Origin of the sequence: Inconstantimicrobium porci (genome assembly GCF_009696465.1) — a bacterium.
GTDB lineage: Bacteria > Bacillota > Clostridia > Clostridiales > Clostridiaceae > Inconstantimicrobium > Inconstantimicrobium porci.
The window spans coordinates 48,538-68,468 of sequence record NZ_VULX01000005.1 but is presented as its reverse complement, the minus strand read 5'-3'; the positions used below and the strand labels follow the sequence as shown (position 1 = coordinate 68,468).

Annotated in this window: 16 protein-coding genes and 1 riboswitch; all 16 genes read left to right on the top strand. The window is 33.2% G+C overall.

All coding sequences use genetic code 11. The annotated features are described in order from the left end of the window. Positions 1-319 precede the first annotated feature (319 nt). The 16 genes from hpf to FYJ33_RS05535 all read left to right on the top strand — a co-directional run bounded on the left by hpf (position 320) and on the right by FYJ33_RS05535 (position 19,724). Positions 320-853, top strand: coding sequence for a ribosome hibernation-promoting factor, HPF/YfiA family (gene hpf, locus FYJ33_RS05610; RefSeq protein ID WP_154530777.1), 534 nt, complete (start codon positions 320-322; stop codon positions 851-853). A gap of 240 nt (positions 854-1,093) precedes the next feature. Continuing rightward, positions 1,094-3,610, top strand: coding sequence for a preprotein translocase subunit SecA (gene secA, locus FYJ33_RS05605; protein ID WP_154530776.1), 2,517 nt, complete (start codon positions 1,094-1,096; stop codon positions 3,608-3,610). Between the two features lie 189 nt (positions 3,611-3,799). Further along, positions 3,800-4,901, top strand: a protein-coding gene (prfB, locus tag FYJ33_RS05600; RefSeq protein WP_154530775.1) for a peptide chain release factor 2 whose coding sequence is annotated in 2 segments (ribosomal slippage) — positions 3,800-3,865 and positions 3,867-4,901 — 1,101 coding nt in all. Because the reading frame shifts where the segments join, the coding sequence is not laid out codon by codon here. 788 nt (positions 4,902-5,689) lie between these two features. After that, a complete protein-coding gene (locus tag FYJ33_RS05595) occupies positions 5,690-7,846 on the top strand; it encodes a Tex family protein (protein WP_154530774.1) in 2,157 nt (718 codons plus the stop codon). Positions 7,847-7,895: 49 nt separating this feature from the next. Next, positions 7,896-8,014: riboswitch (FMN riboswitch) on the top strand. A 147-nt stretch (positions 8,015-8,161) separates the two neighbouring features. Then, positions 8,162-8,755 (top strand): ECF transporter S component, encoded by a 594-nt coding sequence (locus FYJ33_RS05590; protein WP_154530773.1) that lies wholly within the window; start codon positions 8,162-8,164, stop codon positions 8,753-8,755. Positions 8,756-8,991: 236 nt separating this feature from the next. Next, positions 8,992-9,183 carry a ferredoxin gene (locus tag FYJ33_RS05585; RefSeq protein ID WP_154530772.1) on the top strand — a complete coding sequence of 64 codons (192 nt, stop codon included), beginning with the start codon at positions 8,992-8,994 and terminating at the stop codon, positions 9,181-9,183. Between the two features lie 182 nt (positions 9,184-9,365). Then, positions 9,366-12,887, top strand: coding sequence for a pyruvate:ferredoxin (flavodoxin) oxidoreductase (gene nifJ, locus FYJ33_RS05580; RefSeq protein ID WP_154530771.1), 3,522 nt, complete (start codon positions 9,366-9,368; stop codon positions 12,885-12,887). Positions 12,888-12,946: 59 nt separating this feature from the next. Next, positions 12,947-13,141 carry a ferredoxin gene (locus tag FYJ33_RS05575; RefSeq protein ID WP_154530770.1) on the top strand — a complete coding sequence of 65 codons (195 nt, stop codon included), beginning with the start codon at positions 12,947-12,949 and terminating at the stop codon, positions 13,139-13,141. A gap of 213 nt (positions 13,142-13,354) precedes the next feature. Further along, complete coding sequence (sufC, locus tag FYJ33_RS05570) at positions 13,355-14,101, top strand: Fe-S cluster assembly ATPase SufC (RefSeq protein WP_154530769.1); 747 nt, start codon at positions 13,355-13,357, stop codon at positions 14,099-14,101. 42 nt (positions 14,102-14,143) lie between these two features. Continuing rightward, the gene (sufB, locus tag FYJ33_RS05565) at positions 14,144-15,520 is read left to right on the top strand and encodes a Fe-S cluster assembly protein SufB (protein WP_154530837.1); all 1,377 of its coding nucleotides are present in this window, start codon (positions 14,144-14,146) and stop codon (positions 15,518-15,520) included. Then, positions 15,520-16,374 carry a SufB/SufD family protein gene (locus FYJ33_RS05560; RefSeq protein ID WP_154530768.1) on the top strand — a complete coding sequence of 285 codons (855 nt, stop codon included), beginning with the start codon at positions 15,520-15,522 and terminating at the stop codon, positions 16,372-16,374. The genes sufB and FYJ33_RS05560 overlap by 1 nt, the downstream gene beginning before the upstream one ends. Next, a complete protein-coding gene (locus FYJ33_RS05555; RefSeq protein WP_154530767.1) occupies positions 16,364-17,596 on the top strand; it encodes an aminotransferase class V-fold PLP-dependent enzyme in 1,233 nt (410 codons plus the stop codon). The genes FYJ33_RS05560 and FYJ33_RS05555 overlap by 11 nt, the downstream gene beginning before the upstream one ends. Positions 17,597-17,603: 7 nt before the next feature. Continuing rightward, the gene (gene sufU, locus FYJ33_RS05550) at positions 17,604-18,026 is read left to right on the top strand and encodes a Fe-S cluster assembly sulfur transfer protein SufU (RefSeq protein WP_154530766.1); all 423 of its coding nucleotides are present in this window, start codon (positions 17,604-17,606) and stop codon (positions 18,024-18,026) included. Positions 18,027-18,144: 118 nt separating this feature from the next. Continuing rightward, on the top strand, positions 18,145-18,810 hold the full coding sequence (locus FYJ33_RS05545; RefSeq protein ID WP_154530765.1) for a LiaF transmembrane domain-containing protein: 666 nt from the start codon (positions 18,145-18,147) through the stop codon (positions 18,808-18,810). 190 nt (positions 18,811-19,000) lie between these two features. Then, positions 19,001-19,240 (top strand): hypothetical protein, encoded by a 240-nt coding sequence (locus FYJ33_RS05540; protein WP_154530764.1) that lies wholly within the window; start codon positions 19,001-19,003, stop codon positions 19,238-19,240. A 133-nt stretch (positions 19,241-19,373) separates the two neighbouring features. Next, on the top strand, positions 19,374-19,724 hold the full coding sequence (locus FYJ33_RS05535; protein ID WP_154530763.1) for a hypothetical protein: 351 nt from the start codon (positions 19,374-19,376) through the stop codon (positions 19,722-19,724). Positions 19,725-19,931: the final 207 nt, after the last annotated feature.

Here is a 19,931-nt window from a genome sequence, read left to right as displayed (position 1 = left end):
GTGTCTTTTAGCATTTATGTAAGGGAGTTATACTATATGCTTAATTATAGATGTTTATTCTAATTCAATGGAAGTTAAGAGGGGGCAGGATATATGAAGAAACGATTTGGAGCTTGTAGGCGGAGGCTTCGGAATATATCCTGCACCCTTTGTAAACGATAGCATTGTTGCGTATAATGGTGAAAAAGATAGAAAAGTGGAACTAGAAAATATTAATATTCAGTAAATTCAGAAAATTCAACTTGTTTATTTTTATGATTATATGTAAAATTAAATTAATAAAAAGGATAATTCCTTATAAACGAAAGGGGCTGGACATATGAGAGTTATAGTATTAGCAAAAAATATGAAATTAACACCTGCTTTAAAAGAGGCAGTAGAAAGAAAGTTATCTAAATTAGATAAGTACTTTAGTCCAGATGTTGAGGCAAAAGCAACACTAAGTGTTCAAAAGGGTAAACATAAGATTGAAGTCACAATACCATTTAATGGTGTTATATTAAGATGTGAAGAATCAACTGAGGATATGTATAAATCAATTGATATTATAGAAGATAAAGTAGAAAGACAGATAAGAAAACAGAAAACTAAACTTCAAAGGAGAAATAGTAATGAATCTGTTAGATTTTTGAATTTTGATAATATAGAAGATAAAGATGAAGAAGAGGATTCATCAGTAGTAAAAACTAAAAAATTCTTGGTAAAACCAATGCTTATTGATGAAGCAATTCTTCAGATGGAACTAGTAGGACATAGCTTCTATGTTTTCAAAGATGCTGATTCTAATGAAGTGAAAGTTATTTATAAGAGAAAGGATGGAAATTACGGTTTGATAGAACCTGAATTTCAATAATAAATAATGAATTTAAGGGATTTTGAGACCTATATAGAATCGAATTGGATTAGTCCAAGACGGATGATTCGAATTAGGTCTTAAAGTCCTTTTTTATATGAGGTACTTTACAAATGTATAAAAATGGTATAATGTAATAACATATAAATATATGTTGTTAGTTATGTTGAAATTAATAATATATAAATGTTATAATTTATAAATAAATAAAAAATAGTACGAAACAGAGAGGAAGAACGAATGGGATTATTGAATAAAATTTTTGGGAGCTACAGTGAAAGGGAAGTTAAGAGAATCATACCTACTGTAAACAAAATTGATTCTCTTCAAAGCACAATGAAAGCTCTTTCAGATGATGAGCTTAGAGCTAAGACAGATGAATTTAAAGAGAGACTTTCAAAGGGAGAAACCTTAGAAGATATACTTCCAGAAGCTTTTGCAGTTGTTAGAGAAGCTTCTACAAGAGTTTTGGGATTAACTCATTATAGAGAACAGCTTATAGGTGGTATAGTTCTTCATCAGGGAAGAATTTCAGAAATGAAAACTGGTGAAGGTAAGACTTTAGTTGCAACACTTCCAGCATACTTAAATGCACTTACTGGTAAAGGAGTTCATATAGTAACAGTTAATGATTATCTTGCAAAGAGAGATATGGAGGAAATGGGAAAAGTTTATAATTTCCTTGGATTAACTACAGGCGTTATAGTTCATGAGCTTGATAATAACCAGAGAAGAGAAGCATATAATGCAGATATAACATATGGTACAAATAACGAATTTGGCTTTGATTACTTAAGAGATAACATGGTTATTTATGCAGAAGAAAGAGTTCAGAGAAAACTTAACTTTTGTATAGTGGATGAAGTGGATTCTATATTAATTGATGAAGCAAGAACACCACTTATTATTTCAGGTGCTGGAGAAAAGAGTACTGAATTTTATAAGGTAGCTGACTTTTTTGCAAAGACTTTAAAAGAAGAAGAAGATTATACAAAGGATGAAAAAGCAAATGCAGTTATGCTTACTGATTCTGGTGTTGCAAAAGCTGAAAAAGCATTCCATATAGATAACTATGCAGATGCTGAAAATATGGAATTACAGCATTATGTTACTCAGGCTTTAAAAGCTAATTATATGATGAAAGCTGATAAAGACTACATGGTTAAAGATGGTGAAGTAATCATAGTTGATGAATTTACTGGAAGACTTATGGAAGGAAGAAGATACTCTGATGGTCTTCATCAGGCGATTGAAGCTAAAGAAGGAGTTAAAGTTGAAAGAGAGTCTAAGACACTTGCAACAATAACATTCCAGAATTACTTTAGAATGTATAATAAACTTTCTGGTATGACAGGAACAGCTTTAACAGAAGAAAATGAATTCAGAGAAATTTATGGACTAGACGTTATTGTTGTTCCAACACATAGACCTGTAAAAAGAAAGGACCTTCCGGATTTAGTTTATAAGACAATTGATGCTAAATTTAATGCAGTAGCAGATGATATTGCTAAAACTCATAAAACTGGTCAACCAATATTAGTAGGTACTACAAGTATTGAAAAATCTGAATACTTATCTTCAATTTTAAAGAAGAGAGGAATAAAGCATCAGGTATTAAATGCTAAGTACCATGAAAAGGAAGCTGAAATAATATCTCATGCAGGTGAATATGGTTCAGTTACAATAGCTACTAACATGGCGGGCAGAGGTACTGATATTAAACTTGGTGAAGGTGTTGTTGAAGTTGGTGGACTTAAGATTATAGGTACTGAAAGACATGAGTCAAGAAGAATAGATAACCAGCTTAGGGGTCGTTCTGGTCGTCAGGGAGATCCAGGAGAATCTAGATTCTATGTAGCTCTTGACGATGATTTGATGAGAATATTCGGTGGTGAAAGACTTAAGGTAATTATGGATAAAGGTCTTGAAGATAGTGATGCCATAGAAAGTAAAATGGTTTCAAAAGCTATCGAAAACGCTCAGAAGAAGGTTGAAGGTAACAACTTCGATATCAGAAAGACTTTACTTGGATATGATGATGTTATGAATCAGCAGAGAGAAGTAATCTACAAGCAGAGAACTGAAGTGCTTGAAGGTGAAGACTTAAAAAATCAGATTCAGTCAATGGTTGAATATGCTGTAAATTCAGCAGTAGATGAACATTTAACTCATAGTGAAGATGAAGATCATGGCAAGGCTATTGAAAATTTAATTGACTACTGTGAAGATTTATGTATACCTGAAGGTGCAATAGACAAGGAAGAAATTGAAAACTTAACTAATGAGCAGGTTAAGGATAAGATATTAGGAATTGCCAAAGACTTATATGCTGCTAAGGAAGAAGCATTTGGAAGCGAACAGATGAGAGAAGTTGAAAGAGTTATACTTCTTAAAGTTGTTGATAGCAAATGGATGGATAACATAGATAATATGGATCACTTAAAGCAGGGTATTGGTCTTAGAGCTTATAAACAACAGGATCCAATTCAGGCATATCAATTTGAAGGAAGTGCTATGTTTGATGAAATGATTAAGAATATTAAGATAGATACAGTTAAGTTCTTATATCATGTACAAGTTGAACATGCACCAGAAAGAGAAAGAATTGTTAAGGAAACTTCTACAAATTATGGTGAAGGAAGTGGAGAAACTAAGAAGACTCCAGTAAAGAAGGAACCTAAAGTAGGAAGAAATGATCCATGTCCATGTGGTAGCGGTAAGAAATATAAGAACTGCTGTGGAAGAGAAGCACTATAAAATATAATAAAAGAAATCCCCTAGAATGGGGATTTATTTTATTATAATTAATAATTTATATTGTATAATTAAGGAGAAAAATAGCAATACTTCGATTACTATTTTCTTAATATACATTATACTTTTTACATTGAGTTATGTTATTATTAATAGCAGGGTAATACAGATTAAACAAATTGAGGTGATAAAATGTTGCTTGAAGTAGAAAACAAATTAGCACAGCTTAAAACAGCAGGGCAGACATTAAACGAAATCAGGGATTCACTTTGACATTGAAGTCTTGGAAAAAAGGATAAGTGAACTTGAGTTTAAGATGCAGGAGCCTGATTTTTGGAATGATTCAGATAAAGCTACAGAAGTTACACAGGAAACAAAACGTCTTAAAGATAAATTAGGCAGATATAATTCTCTTATACAGAGAATTGATGATGTAAAAGTTCTTGCTGAAATAGGTGAGGATGATGAAGAAACAGAAAAAGAAGTTATTGAAGAAGTAAATAGTATACTTAATGAAATTGAGGAATTTAGAATAGAAACTATGCTTTGTGGAGAGTATGATACAAATAACGCGATATTAACTCTTCATACAGGTGTTGGTGGTGCTGATGCTAATGATTGGACAGAAATGCTTTTAAGAATGTATATGAGATATTGTGAAAAGAAAGGCTATTCTGTTGAAGTTATTGATTCACTTCCAGGAGATGAAGCTGGTATTAAAAGTGCCACAATAAGCATTAAAGGTGAATATGCGTATGGCTATCTTAAAGCTGAAAAGGGGATTCACAGACTTGTAAGAATATCTCCATTCAATGCAAATGGTAAAAGGCAGACATCATTTGCTTCTGTGGAAGTAATGCCTGAACTTACAAAGGATCAGGATATTGAAATTAATCCTAAGGATCTTAGAGTTGATACTTATAGATCAAGTGGAGCTGGTGGACAGCATGTTAACAAAACAGAATCAGCAATCAGAATTACACATATTCCTACTGGCATAGTTGTAACATGTCAGAATGAAAGAAGCCAGTATTCTAATAAAGAAACAGCTATGAATGTCTTAAAATCTAAACTTATTGAGCTTAAAGAAAGAGCACATAAAGAGAAGATTGAAGATCTTACAGGAGAACTTAAGGATATGGGGTGGGGAAGTCAGATAAGATCATATGTATTCCATCCATACTCAATGGTAAAAGATCACAGAACACTGCTTGAAATATCAAACGTAACAGCAGTTATGGATGGCGGTATAGAACCGTTCATAATTGAATATTTAAAGCAGCAGGCAAAGTAGCAAGCTACAATGCCAAATGCTAAGTGCCAGATGCTAAATGAAGGATGAAACTCCTTGCGGAGATTTCAAAATGGAGGTTGCACCTCCAAACATCCTTAAAGTATTTATAGACGGAGAGTTTAAAAGAGGACTTGTCATCTTTTTATGAACTCCCTTAATGGGAGTTAAATCCTTTTCTATTCGTTGTTCACTGTTAGTTATTCGCTTTTTTTTGTTTATTGTCCCTATAAAGAATAAGAAAATTACTAAAAGCAGACTTATAAAAAGTGTGCTTTTGTTATATAGAAAGAATGGACTGTCTCTTACTGAGTATGGTATATTGCCGCTAATTATATAATTCTGTGACAGTGATTTTATAATGTCTTTATATAGATCTTCAGTTATAAGTACAGATAAAGGTGCTGACTTGTCGTAAATATACGAATAGCGCATTTCAAGTGAAGTAGTGCAGATTAAACTATAGTTTGAGTTATTATGAGTAACATAGATACACTTATCTTTGATGCTTATTTTATCAGATTCAGAGAATGAAAAGCTACAGTTGTTAAGCGACAGGAAACTTTCCTTGAAGTCTTTTCCGTATTCATATTTTTTTATAATTAAGTTGTTTTTATCCTTGATGTTTAAAGCAGGTAAAGAACTATTGAGTACTGGTGTTTTTACAATAAATGATTCGCAACTATTCTTATGAACGTGAATAAAGGAGTATGACGATTATGATATTATTTGAAATAAATACATTAAAAATATAATAATAATAATATACAAAATAGAAATAGGAGGACACTATGACAGATATAATAGATATACTGGCTAAAGAACTTGAAATAAAAAAAGGCCAGGTAGAAAATGTTGTTGCATTACTTGATGAGGGAAATACAGTACCTTTTATAGCTAGATATAGAAAAGAAAAAACAGGCGGACTTAGTGATGATATACTAAGAAAGCTTTTTGACAGACTTAATTATCTTAGAAACTTAGAGGCTAGAAAAGAAGATGTAATAAGACTTATAGATGAACAAGGTAAGCTTACAGATAAGCTTAAGAGTGCTATTGAAAAGTCAGTAACATTAACTGAGATTGAAGATTTATATAGACCATATAAGCAGAAAAAGAGAACTAGAGCAACAATCGCTGCGGAAAAGGGACTTAAGCCTCTTGCAGAACTTATTTATAGTGGAGAATTCAAAGGCAACATTGAAGAGGAAGCTGCAAAATATATTAATGAAGAAAAGAAAGTTTTAAGCATAGATGATGCACTAAATGGTGCTATGGATATAATCAGCGAAAAGATATCAGATGAAGCATCATTCAGAAAGCATATCAGAAGCATTGTACAGAGAGAAGGTGTCATTGAAACTAAGGGATCAAGTGACGAGCCTACACCTTATGAAATGTATTATGAATACAGCGAAGCTGTTAAAAGCATTCCATCTCACAGAATACTTGCAATTAACAGAGGGGAAAAGGAAAAAATTCTTTCAGTTAAGATAAATATCAATGATGAAAATGCTATCCAGTATCTTCTTAATAACTGTTTAAAGAAGAATGATATCACTGATAAGTATATTGAAGCGTCTGTAAGGGATTCATACAAGAGACTAATTTATCCTTCAATAGAAAGAGAAATAAGAAGTGACCTTACTGATAAAGGTGAAGAAGGAGCAATAACAATATTTAAAGCAAACCTTAAAGCTTTATTAATGCAGCCACCTATAAAGGGAAAAGCAGTTTTAGGATTCGATCCTGGCTTTAGAACTGGCTGTAAGATTGCTGTTCTTGATGATACAGGAAAGTTCCTTGAAAAAGCCGTTGTATATCCAACATTACCTAAAAATGATGTTATAGGTACAAAAAATACTTTAAAACAACTTATTAATAAATATGATGTAGGGGTTATTTCTTTAGGTAATGGAACTGCCAGCAGAGAATCAGAAGAAGTTATCGCAGAAGCTATTAGCGAAATAAAGAAGGAAAGTGGCAGAGAAGTATTCTATGTTATAGTATCAGAAGCAGGAGCATCAGTATATTCTGCATCAGAACTTGCTGCAAAAGAATATCCGGATCTTGATGTTACAATAAGAGGAGCTATATCAATTGGCAGAAGACTTCAGGATCCACTTGCTGAACTTGTAAAGATTGATCCAAAGTCAATCGGTGTTGGACAGTATCAGCATGATGTTGCACCAAAGAAACTTGATGAATCATTAAGTGGCGTAGTTGAAGACTGTGTTAACAATGTTGGTGTGGATCTTAACATGGCAACACCATCACTTCTTAACTATATAGCAGGAATAAATCCATCAATAGCTGCTAATATAGTTGCTTACAGAGAAGAAAACGGTAAGTTTAAGAGCAGAAAAGAACTTCTTAAGGTAAAGAGACTTGGACAAAAAGCATTTGAGCAGTGTGCTGGTTTCTTAAGAGTTGCAGAAAGCAAGGAAATACTTGATAACACTTCAGTTCACCCAGAATCATATGAAGCTGCAAAGAAGCTTATTGAAAAGCTTGGATATACAGAAGAGGATATAAAGAATAATAACATTGATAACATAGATTCTATGGTTAAGTTAATTGGAATAGATAAGCTTGCTAAGGAACTTAATGTAGGTGAACTTACTTTACAGGATATTATAAAGGAACTTAAAAAGCCTGGAAGAGACCCAAGAGATGAAATGGTTAAGCCTATTCTTAAATCAGGAGTACTTGATATTAAGGATTTAAAGCCAGGCATGGAGCTTATGGGGACAGTTAGAAATGTTGCTGATTTTGGTGCATTCGTAGATATCGGAGTTCATCAGGATGGACTTGTCCATAAGAGCCAGATGGCTGATAAATTTGTAAGACATCCATTAGATATTGTAAGTGTCGGCGATATAGTCAAAGTCAAAGTTATTGAAATAGATGAAAAAAGACATAGAATTTCTCTGACAATGAAACTGTAAAAAGCTTGAAATTTGTTTTTCCAAGGTTTATAATATAAGCAAATCAATAAAGAATCTTCAGGGCGGAGTGAAAGTCTCCACCGGTGGTAAAGCCCACGAGCAGTTTTCTGCGTGATTCGGTGAAATTCCGAGGCCGACAGTTATAGTCTGGATAAAGCGAAGGTATTATAGCAATTTTGGTTTACTGTAATTCTGGAATTAAACCCTGATATATTTTTATATATCAGGGTTTTATTTTTTCCTGAATAACAAGCTATATAACTGCTAAACCTAAACTTATGAAGATCCAACATTAAATTAATGGGGGTTTTTAAAATGAAAAACAACAAAACAAACAAAATAGTAAAGATAGGAGTATTTGCAGCAGTTGCATCAGTACTTATGTGTCTTGAATTTCCACTTCCACTGTTTCCAGCATTTCTGAAATTTGATTTTGGTGATGTTCCAGCACTTATCGGAACTTTTACATTAGGTCCAGTTTCAGGAGTTGTGATTGAGTTACTTAAGAATATTGTCAAAATACTTCTTAAGGGAACAATTACAGTAGGAATTGGAGAACTTGCAAACTTTGCTATAACGGCAGTATGGGTTTTTACAGCAGGAATTATGTATCAGAGAAATAAGACTAAAAAAACAGCTATAGCATCACTTACTATATCAACAATAATTATGTCTGTGTTTGGAGCATTATTTAATTACTTTGTGGCGCTTCCAGCATATGAGGCAGCAATGATGGCGAAGGGACAAAGTCTAGGAAACTTAGCTGTTTATGCAACAACAATCATCTTCCCGTTCAATATGATAAAGGGTGCAATTGTGTCCTTAGCAACTCTTCTCTTATACAAGAAAGTATCTATAGCATTAAAATTAGAACATACATCTTTAGAAACAAGCAAAGAAATTGCTTAATAACAGAATAGATATAGATAAAATAAAAAAGCTGAAGTGTTTCAGCTTTTTTTATGTCTGGGAAATTGCATTGAAAGGTAACAAAATTTTTTATTTTTGTGATTTTGGTCATTTATTAAGCAGAGTGAAGCTGATAAGATAAAAAATGATGATATTATTTTTTAATAATATTAATAATATTTGTATTTTTAGTAAATAATATTATGGAATTAAACTAACGAAAGAAGGATAATACAATGAAAGCATATGTAGATAAAGATACTTGTATAGGATGTGGATTATGTCCCTCAATATGTCCAGAAGTATTTGAGATAGAAGATGATGGTCTTTCTCATGCAAAAGTAGATCAGGTACCTGATGATGCTAAGGATTCATGCAAAGAAGCAGAAGAAAGCTGTCCAGTAGCTGCTATTTCGACAGAAGAATAAAGAAAATAAGGGCTACTGCAATACATATATATTTGCAGTAGCCTTGTTTTGCTTTTGGTGATTTTTTTAAATAAGTGTTAATTTAATACATTGATATTGGCAGTGTTTTCTTGTATATTAATTCTAGATTATTAAGGATAATTATTACATATATCAAATGATAAGAAGGATGTGACATACAGATGAAGAAAATGAAGACAATGGATGGGAATAGTGCGGCAGCATATATATCATATGCTTTTTCAGAAGTTGCAGCAATATATCCTATAACACCATCATCTCCCATGGCTGAACACATTGATGAAGATGCCTCAAGAGGAAGAAAGAATATTTTTGGACAAACATTAAAGATAATAGAAATGCAGTCTGAAGCAGGTGCAGCTGGTGCAGTTCATGGTTCACTTCAGGCAGGGGCACTTACAACTACTTATACAGCATCACAAGGGCTGCTTCTAATGATTCCTAATATGTATAAGATAGCTGGTGAAAGACTTCCTATGGTTATGCATGTTGCAGCAAGAGCCTTAGCAACATCATCTCTTAATATTTTTGGCGATCATCAGGATGTTATGGCAGCAAGACAAACTGGGTTTGCAATGCTTGCAGAAGGATCAGTTCAGGAAGTTATGGATCTTTCTGGTGTTGCACATTTAGCAACTATAAAATCAAGAATACCATTTATGAACTTCTTTGATGGTTTCAGAACTTCACATGAAATTCAGAAGATTGAAGTTATGGATATTGATAAGCTTGCAGAATTAGTAGATTATGAAGCTTTAGATGAATTTAGAGCACATGCTTTAAATCCGGATCATCCAGTTACAAGAGGTACTGCACAAAATCCAGATATTTATTTCCAGACAAGGGAAGCAGTAAATAAGTATTATGATGAAGTCCCTGGTATCGTTGAAGATTACATGAATGAAATTACAAAGATTACAGGAAGAGAATATCACTGCTTCGACTACTATGGTGCAGAAGATGCAGATAGAGTAATTATAGCTATGGGATCTGTTACAGAAACAATAGAAGAAACAGTTGATTACTTAAATGGTAAAGGTGAAAAGACTGGTCTAGTTAAAATAAGATTATACAGACCATTCTCAATAGAAAGATTCTTAAACGCTATACCTAAGACAGTTAAGAAAATAGCTGTTCTTGATAGAACAAAGGAACCAGGTTCTGCAGGGGAACCGGTATATCTTGATGTTGTAAGAAGTTTCTCAGACAGCGATATGAATCCAATTATAGTTGGTGGAAGATTCGGACTTGGTTCAAAAGATCCTAATCCATCAAATATAGCAGCTGTTTTTGATAACTTAAATCAGGATAAGCCAAAGAATAACTTTACTATAGGAATAGTTGATGATGTCACAAATACATCACTTGAAGTAAAAGAATCTATAAGTGCTACTCCAGAAGGAATTACAGCTTGTAAGTTCTGGGGGCTTGGTTCTGATGGAACAGTAGGGGCTAATAAGAGCGCTATTAAGATAATAGGTGACCATACAGACATGTATGCACAAGGATACTTTGCATATGATTCTAAAAAGTCTGGTGGTATAACAATATCTCATTTAAGATTTGGGAACAGTCCTATAAGAGAGCCTTATCTAATTGACAAGGCGGACTTTATAGCATGTCACAATCAGGCATATGTTTATAAATATTATGTTCTTGACGGCTTAAAGAAAAATGGCAGCTTCCTTCTTAACACAATATGGAGTGAGGAAGAATTAGAACAGAAACTTCCAGCACATATGAAGAGATATATAGCAGAAAACAATATTAAATTCTATACTATAAATGCCGTTAAGATTGCTCAGGAAATTGGGCTTGGCGGAAGAATAAACATGATAATGCAGTCAGCATTCTTTAAGATTGCAGATATAATTCCAGTAGAAGATGCTGTGAAGTATTTAAAAGAAGCTGTTGTTACATCATACGGTAAGAAGGGCGAAAAAGTTGTTAACATGAATCATAATGCTATTGATATAGGAATAGATTCATTAGTTAAAATTAATGTGCCAGATTCATGGAAAGATGCAAAAGATGAAATTAAGGAAGAAGAAAAGAATGTTCCAGAGTTTGTAAAGAAGATAGTGCAGCCTATGAATAGAGAAGAAGGACATAATCTTCCTGTATCAGCATTTATTGAAGCAGGTATAGATGATGGTACATTTATGAGTGGTACTGCAGCTTTCGAAAAGAGAGGAATAGCAGTTAATGTTCCAGAATGGCAGCCAGACAAGTGCATACAGTGTAACCAGTGTTCATATGTATGTCCTCATGCTGTAATAAGACCATTCCTTCTTAATAAAGAAGAAGCAGAAAATGCTCCAGAATCAATGATGATGGTTGACCCTAAGGCACTTAGAACAGATGAAGAATTACAGTACACAATAGGTGTAAGTCCTCTTGACTGTACTGGATGTTCAAACTGTGCAGAAGTATGTCCTGCTCCAGGAAAAGCACTTGTAATGAAGAGCCAGGAAAGCCAGCATAACCAGATAGAACCTTGGGATTATGCAACTACTAAGGTTTCACACAAGGAAAATCCTATGAACAAGATGACAGTAAAGGGTTCTCAGTTTGAAAAGCCATTACTTGAGTTCTCAGGTGCCTGCGCAGGATGTGGTGAAACTACGTATGCAAAACTTGTAACACAGTTATTTGGAGACAGAATGATGATAGCGAACGCTACAGGATGTTCATCAATCTGGGGAGCATCAGCACCATCAACTCCTTATACAGTTAACCATAATGGACATGGTCCAGCATGGGCAAATTCATTATTTGAAGATAATGCTGAATTTGGGCTTGGAATGCATCTCGGAGTTAAGGCTATAAGAGAAAGAATAGCTGAGAACGTAGAAAAAGCACTAAACAGTGATTTAAACGAAAGCACTAAGGAAGTACTTAGAGATTATCTTGAAAACATTGATAATGGTGAAGGTACGAGATTAAGAGCAGATAGAGTAATTGAAGTTCTTGAAAATGAAAACAGTGAAGAAGCTAAAGCTATATTAAAGGACAAAGACTACCTAGTAAAGAGATCTCAATGGATCTTTGGTGGAGACGGCTGGGCTTATGATATAGGCTACGGCGGACTTGACCATGTCTTATCTTCAGGAGAAGATGTAAATGTACTTGTATTTGATACTGAAATTTATTCAAACACAGGCGGACAGTCTTCTAAGTCAACACCTACAGCAGCAGTAGCTAAGTTTGCTGCAAGTGGTAAGAAGACAAAGAAGAAGGATCTTGGAATGATGGCAATGAGCTATGGATATGTTTATGTAGCACAGATAGCTATGGGAGCTGACAAGAACCAGACTCTTAAAGCTATAGCTGAGGCAGAAGCTTACAAGGGACCATCACTTATCATAGCTTATGCTACATGTATAAGTCACGGAATCAAAAAAGGTATGGCTATAACTCAGGAAGAAGAAAAGAGAGCAGTTCAGTGCGGATACTGGAATCTATATAGATACAATCCTATTCTAAAGGAACAGGGCAAGAATCCATTTATACTAGATTCAAAAGATCCTAAGGAAAGTTTTAGAGACTTCCTTTTAGGTGAAGTAAGATATGCGTCATTAGCTAAAGCATTCCCTGAAAGAGCAGAGGAATTATTCAAGAAAACTGAAGAAGATGCTATAGAAAGAAGAAATAATTATAAAAGGTTAGCAATGCAGGAATAAAAGATTCTTTTTTACGAAGAATATTTATTATAATATTGTTTGAAAGAAGGAGATTATATATGAAGGCATATGTTGATCAGGGAGCATGTATAGGCTGTGGATTATGTGCATCTATCTGTGCAGACGTTTTTGAAATTAAGGAAAGCGGTCTTGCTCAGTCTAATACAGCAGAAGATGTACCACAGGCTTTAGTACATGATTGTTATGAAGCAGAATCAAATTGCCCCGTAGGAGCAATAACAACTAAAGAATAATTAAATATATTTAATATAAGAACTGGAGGAGAAATCCTTCAGTTTTTTGTTTAAACAAGTTTTGTTAATTATATATGTATCTAATAAGCTAAAATATAAACTGAAATTTGAAAAAATTATATTTGGTAGTATTTTACCATTGATTAATTCCTAGTAATCTAGTATGATATAAACACAATTCAGAGTAAAACAGTAAGAATTAAAGGAGATATTATGGAAAATAATATATTAAATATAGTTAATTTAAATACAGAAGTTGAAGGTAAGGATATTTTAAAAGGTTTTAATCTTAAGATAAATAAAGGTGAGGTTCACGTTATCATGGGACCTAACGGAGCAGGTAAGTCAACACTTGCTAATACATTAATGGCTAACAGCAGATACACAGTAAAGAGCGGAGACATTGAATTCGAAGGGGAAAACATAAACAATCTTAAAACTCATGAAAGAGCTAAGAAAGGTTTATTTTTATCTTTCCAGCATCCAGAAGAAGTTTCTGGTATTACAGTTGAGAATTTCTTAAAGACAGTAAAATCATCAGAAGCTACAGGCATGATGGGCTTTATGAAGTTTAGTGCAGATTTAAACAAGTATATGGACGAACTTAAGATGGATAAGTCTTATGCAAAGAGATATCTTAACGTAGGATTCTCAGGTGGAGAAAAGAAGAAGAATGAAATTCTACAGATGCTGATGATAAATCCAAAGCTTGCCATACTAGATGAAACAGATTCAGGGCTTGATGTTGATGCTATAAGAGTAGTATCTAAGGGAATTAATATGTTTTTAAAAGATGACAATGCAGTACTTATCATAACTCATAACACAAAGATTCTTGAAAACTTAAAGCCTGATTATATACACGTGCTTATAGATGGAAGAATTGTTAAGACAGGAGATTATTCTTTAGCTAAGGAAATTGAAGAGAATGGTTATGAATCATTCAAGAAATTATTATAGGAGGTGAATTTTGCTTTGAGAAGTAAGACAGTAATAGAAGAAATGGACAGAGGAGTCTATGACATTAAGAATAATGATGAATTTAGTTTTAAGACAGACAAGGGACTTACTCATGAAATAGTAGATATTATTTCTACAGAAAAAAATGACCCTCAGTGGATGAGAGAGTTCAGACATAAGTCATTAGACATATACAATGAAATAAAGATGGTATCATGGGGACCTTCAATAGAAGATCTTGATATGGACAATATTGTTGCTTATGTAAGACCTAAAAGTGATATAAAAGGTACTTGGGAAGAGTTGCCTGAAGAGATCAAGGACACATTCGACAGACTTGGAATACCAGAAGCTGAAAAACAATCACTTGCAGGTGTTGGTGCACAGTACGATTCAGAAGTTGTTTACCACAGCATTCAGGAAGAGCTTGTTAAGCAGGGCGTTATCTACACAGATATGGAAACAGCATTAAGAGAATATGGAGATATAGTAAAAGAATACTTCATGAAATGTGTTCCTGCTAATGCTCATAAGTTTGCAGCTCTTCATGGTGCAGTGTGGTCAGGTGGATCATTTGTCTACATACCAGAAGGCGTAGAGGTTAAGATTCCGCTACAGTCTTACTTCAGACTAAATTCACCTGGCGCAGGTCAGTTTGAACATACTCTTATCATAGTAGAAAAGGGAGCAAAGCTTCACTTCATCGAAGGATGTTCAGCACCTAAGTATAATGTTACAAATCTTCATGCAGGATGTGTAGAGCTTTTTGTAAAAGAAGGAGCGGTGCTAAGATATTCTACAATAGAAAACTGGTCAAAGAATATGATGAACCTTAATACTAAGAGAGCTATTGTTGAGAAAAACGGAACAATAGAATGGGTATCAGGATCATTTGGATCAAAGGTTTCAATGCTTTACCCAATGAGTATATTAAAGGGTGAAGGTGCCAGAGCAGAATTCACAGGTGTATCTTTTGCAGGAAAGGGACAGAATTTAGATACAGGAGCAAAAGTTGTACATGCAGCTCCAAATACATCATCAACAATCAATTCAAAGTCAATTTCTAAGAATGGCGGAACTGCTACATACAGAGGTTCGGTAATAGTTAATAAGAATGCACATGGTTCAAAATCAATGGTTTCATGTGAATCCTTAATGCTTGATAACATATCAAAGTCAGATACTATTCCATATATTGATCTTAAAAATGATGATGTTGAAATAGGACATGAAGCTAAGATTGGAAAGATAAGTGATGAAGCTATCTTCTACCTGATGACAAGAGGTCTTAGCGAAGATGAAGCAAGAGCAATGATTGTAAGAGGATTTGTTGAACCTATCTCAAAGGAACTTCCGTTAGAATATGCAGTTGAAATGAATAATCTTATAAACTTAGAACTAGAAGGGAGCATAGGATAATGACATCAAAAACTAAATACATAAAAACATATAAAGACACAAAGATTAGTGATCCTATGATTTATGAAATTATTGCAGATAAAGATAATACAGAAAGCACTGTGATTATTGATGCAGAAGAAAATTCAAAATCTGAAATAATCATCATCTATAGATCAAAGGAAAATTATAATATTGAATATAAAGCACAATGTACTATAAACGCAGAAAACAATAGTTTCGTAAAAGTAACAAAAATAAATCTTATGAATGATAGCATACATTTTGAAGATGTAAATGAATCATTTATAAAGGATGAGGCAGAATGTTTATTTTCATTGATAGATATTGGAGCACAGACAAGCTCTGTAAAGTATAGCGGAAACTTAGAAGGCAGAAATTCAAAAAATGAAATTAAGTCAATATACATAGGTTCTGCAGAGAAGAAGATAAATAATGATTATGAATGTATTCATAGAGGAGCTAAGAGTTCTTCTGATATATCTGTAAGGGGAGCGCTTGCAGAAAACGCAGTGAAGAAATTTAAAGGCACTATTGATTTTAGAAGAGGATGCAGTGGCAGCAAGGGAGCAGAAGATGAATACTGCATGCTGCTTTCTGATAAAGCAAGATCAATAGCACTTCCTATTCTTTTATGTGAAGAGGAAGATGTAAGCGGAGCACATTCAGCATCATCAGGAAAAATTGATGAAAGCAAGATATTTTATTTAATGAGCAGAGGGCTTGGCTATAATGAAGCAAGAAAGCTTATTGTTAAGTCACAGTTTAACGAAGTAATTGATGAAATAAACGACAGCGACTTAATAGAAGAAATTATAAGAGAAATAGACAGGAGGCTTGATGATGACAGGTAATGATTTTATAAAAGACTTTCCAGTGTTAATGCAGAAAACAGGAAACGGCAAAAGACTCGCTTATCTTGACAGTGCAGCAACAAGCCAGAAGCCTGTTTCTGTAATAGAAGCTGTTGAAAAATACTATAAAGTAAATAATGCAAATCCTCACAGAGGATCATATGAATTAAGCATGAAGTCTACAGATGTTTATGAAAATACTAGAGAAAAGGTTAAAGAGTTCTTAGGTGCAGAAAGCTCAAAGAACATAATTTTTACTAAGAATGCTACAGAAGCTTTCAACCTTTTAGCATCATCTTACGGCATGGATTTTGTAAATGCAGATGATGAGATAGTAATATCTATTGCAGAGCATCATTCAAACCTTATTCCGTGGCAGAGAGTTGCAAAAGTTAAGAATGCGTCTCTTAAGTATATGTATATCAATGAAGATACTCAGCTGACAATGAAAGAAGTAAAAGAAAAGATTACAGATAAGACTAAGGTTGTAAGCATCACACATGTTTCAAATGCTTTAGGAACTATTAATGATATAAAATCAATAATTGATTATGCACACTCTAAAAATGCAGTTGTTATAGTTGACGGCTCTCAGAGTGTTCCGCATATGAAAGTTGATGTCTCTGAGCTTGATGCTGACTTTATGGTGTTTTCAGGACATAAGATGCTTGCACCAATGGGAATTGGAGTGCTTTATGGCAAGCTTGATCTTCTCCACAAAATGTCACCATACATCTACGGCGGAGATATGGTTGAGTATGTTTATGAGCAGGATGCAACATTTGATGCAGTTCCATTTAAGTTTGAAGGGGGAACGCAGAATGTTGAAGGTGCAGCAGGACTTATGGCTGCTATAGAGTACCTTGAAAACATAGGTATGGACAATGTGCATGCAATAGAAAAGGAATTAGTTAAGTATACATATGAGAAGCTTTCAGAACTTCCATACGTTAAAATTTATGGAACAAGTGATGTTGATAAAAGATGCGGTATAATATCATTTAACATTGATGGTGTTCATCCACATGATGCAGCATCTATCCTTGACAGTCATGGTGTGGCTGTAAGATCAGGAAATCACTGTGCTCAGCCTTTATTTAGATTTATGGGTGAGAATTCAGTATGTAGAGCAAGTTTTTATTTTTATAATACAAAAGAAGATGCAGACCAGCTGATAGAAGCTGTTAAAGCAGCTTATGCTATGTTTGAAAAGTGGAGGTAGTTTTATCATGGATTTAAATGAAATATATACAGAGTTAATAATGCAGCATAATATGTCTAAGCATAATAAAAGAGATATGACAGACCATGATAAGTGCGAGATGGGACATAACCCAAGCTGTGGTGATGAAATAAGTCTTCAGATAAAATTTGACGGTGATGTTATTTCAGATCTTAGCTATAATGGTAAAGGATGCGCTATATCACAGGCATCTGCTTCAATGATGATTGACCTTATTAAAGGAAAAACAAGAGAAGAAGCACAAATTTTGATAAAGACATTTTTAAAGATGATTACAAGAGAAAATGAAAATGAAGAAGAATTAATGAAGCTTCAGGATGCTATGGTATTTCAGAATATAAAAAACATGCCTTCAAGAGTTAAATGTGCAGTACTTGCATGGCATACTTTACAATTATTGATTGATTAACTTTTTATTGAAATATGTTGAAATTATTCTCGCTGGTATTTAATATATTATTAAGGAATTATATATAAAATATATTAAATCGTAGGAGGATAAAATCACTAACGTTGTTGTAGGAGTGTTGTTTATTATTGCAGGAATTGTATTTGGAGGTAACGCTATTTATTTATGGAATATTAACATCTTCTTTCCTGGATGGTGGACAATATTCATAATACTTCCATGCATTATATCGATGATTAATAATGGGATTGATACAGGGAATGTGATAGGACTATCTGTTGGAGTTATTTTATTTTTAAACGCACAGGGACTTAGAATACCTCAATACATGTGGAAACTGCTTGTACCTGCAATACTTGTTATAATCGGTATAAGTATAATATTTGGCTCAAAGAATAAAGGAGGATTTTCTGCACAAATTAATACAAGTTCGAAAGGTGGACATACAGAATACACATCAATTTTTTCTAATCAGGATATTAATTATACAGATAAGGAGTTTACAGGAGCTGAAGCTGTATCTTTATTTGGAGGAATGACACTTGATCTTAGATATGCACATTTTAGCAGTGATGCAGTTATAGAAGCTACTTCAGTGTTTGGAGGCATTGATATATTAGTGCCAGCTGATGTTAATGTCAAAGTAAATGGTACAGGAATCCTTGGTAGAGTACACAATAATATTAATAAAACTGATGATATGTCAATGAGGACACTTTATATTGATGCGACAAGCATCTTTGGAGGCGGAGTTTCCATTAAGTTGTGGAAATCAGCGTGCTGATTTCATCCTAAATTATACATTATACATTTAAAAATAGATGTAGAAATCGTCAATGCTATATAGTATAATATACTTAATGATAACGATTACTTTAAATTGCCTGTTATATTTTATTGGCAATAATACATAATAAGTTTAATAAGCTAAGTCTTAAGTGATTAATATATTTTTATGATAGGAGTGAAGTGTAATGAATTGTCAGGATCCAAGAGAAATGTATAGAAGAAATTACAAAATAAAATTAAAGGCTATCAATGCTTTTATATCTAGATATGAGCAATTTAATGGTAAAGCGCCTAGCGAAGAACTATTAAGACAGTTTTATAACTGTAGGCACTATCAATATCCACTACCTAGTGAAGAGGAATATATTAATAATATGATAAGTTCACAAAATGTAAATATGACATCAAGTTCAATACAATGCTAATATAAATAATAAAAAAGCTGATATGGTAGCAATACTAGTATATCAGCTTTTTCTTCTTAAACTTAATTTACAATCTTAATATATACTGTTATTATGTATTTATTATAATTTAGTAACTTAAGGAGAAAAGATTATGGAACTTATTGAAATATATACAGAATACAAATACTTAAATGAATCATTTACTTTATTTGTAGATGACTTAATTAATAATAATTTTGAAGGACATACTGAACAGGATATTGTATGTAAGCTTATAGCTGCTAAAGAAAATTATGGCCGTTTAAAAGAAGAAGCTGATAAGATTGAACTGGAAGAAGAATGTGATGAAGGAAATGTTAAAGATCTTGAATATCTTCTTGTTGATGGTTTGTTTTTAGCCATAGATTTATTAAACTTCTATAGAGCAAAAGAATTTGAAAGATTCAAGATGAGAGGAACAAATTACATAAGAAAAGGTAGAGTGTTGAACTTCTTTAAGTAAGATTAGAGATAAGAGAGCAGAGATAAGAACAAAGGAAAATTTGCTTTGACTGCGCTCATCAAATTCATTATATTATAGATTTGTTAATATAGTTTTATTTTAATACTATATTTAAGTCAACAAACAAGAGAAAATCCTGCTCCTTAAGGAGACAGGATTTTTTCTTAAAGAATTTTAAAAAGGAATTTGTCCTCTTTTGAAAACTCA

Bases quoted from the DNA above. Each gene is read 5' to 3' on its own strand.
- hpf (WP_154530777.1), top strand. From the start codon at position 320: ATGAGAGTTATAGTATTAGCAAAAAATATGAAATTAACACCTGCTTTA.
- secA (WP_154530776.1), top strand. From the start codon at position 1,094: ATGGGATTATTGAATAAAATTTTTGGGAGCTACAGTGAAAGGGAAGTT.
- FYJ33_RS05595 (WP_154530774.1), top strand. From the start codon at position 5,690: ATGACAGATATAATAGATATACTGGCTAAAGAACTTGAAATAAAAAAA.
- FYJ33_RS05590 (WP_154530773.1), top strand. From the start codon at position 8,162: ATGAAAAACAACAAAACAAACAAAATAGTAAAGATAGGAGTATTTGCA.
- FYJ33_RS05585 (WP_154530772.1), top strand. From the start codon at position 8,992: ATGAAAGCATATGTAGATAAAGATACTTGTATAGGATGTGGATTATGT.
- nifJ (WP_154530771.1), top strand. From the start codon at position 9,366: ATGAAGAAAATGAAGACAATGGATGGGAATAGTGCGGCAGCATATATA.
- FYJ33_RS05575 (WP_154530770.1), top strand. From the start codon at position 12,947: ATGAAGGCATATGTTGATCAGGGAGCATGTATAGGCTGTGGATTATGT.
- sufC (WP_154530769.1), top strand. From the start codon at position 13,355: ATGGAAAATAATATATTAAATATAGTTAATTTAAATACAGAAGTTGAA.
- sufB (WP_154530837.1), top strand. From the start codon at position 14,144: ATGGACAGAGGAGTCTATGACATTAAGAATAATGATGAATTTAGTTTT.
- FYJ33_RS05560 (WP_154530768.1), top strand. From the start codon at position 15,520: ATGACATCAAAAACTAAATACATAAAAACATATAAAGACACAAAGATT.
- FYJ33_RS05555 (WP_154530767.1), top strand. From the start codon at position 16,364: ATGACAGGTAATGATTTTATAAAAGACTTTCCAGTGTTAATGCAGAAA.
- sufU (WP_154530766.1), top strand. From the start codon at position 17,604: ATGGATTTAAATGAAATATATACAGAGTTAATAATGCAGCATAATATG.
- FYJ33_RS05540 (WP_154530764.1), top strand. From the start codon at position 19,001: ATGAATTGTCAGGATCCAAGAGAAATGTATAGAAGAAATTACAAAATA.
- FYJ33_RS05535 (WP_154530763.1), top strand. From the start codon at position 19,374: ATGGAACTTATTGAAATATATACAGAATACAAATACTTAAATGAATCA.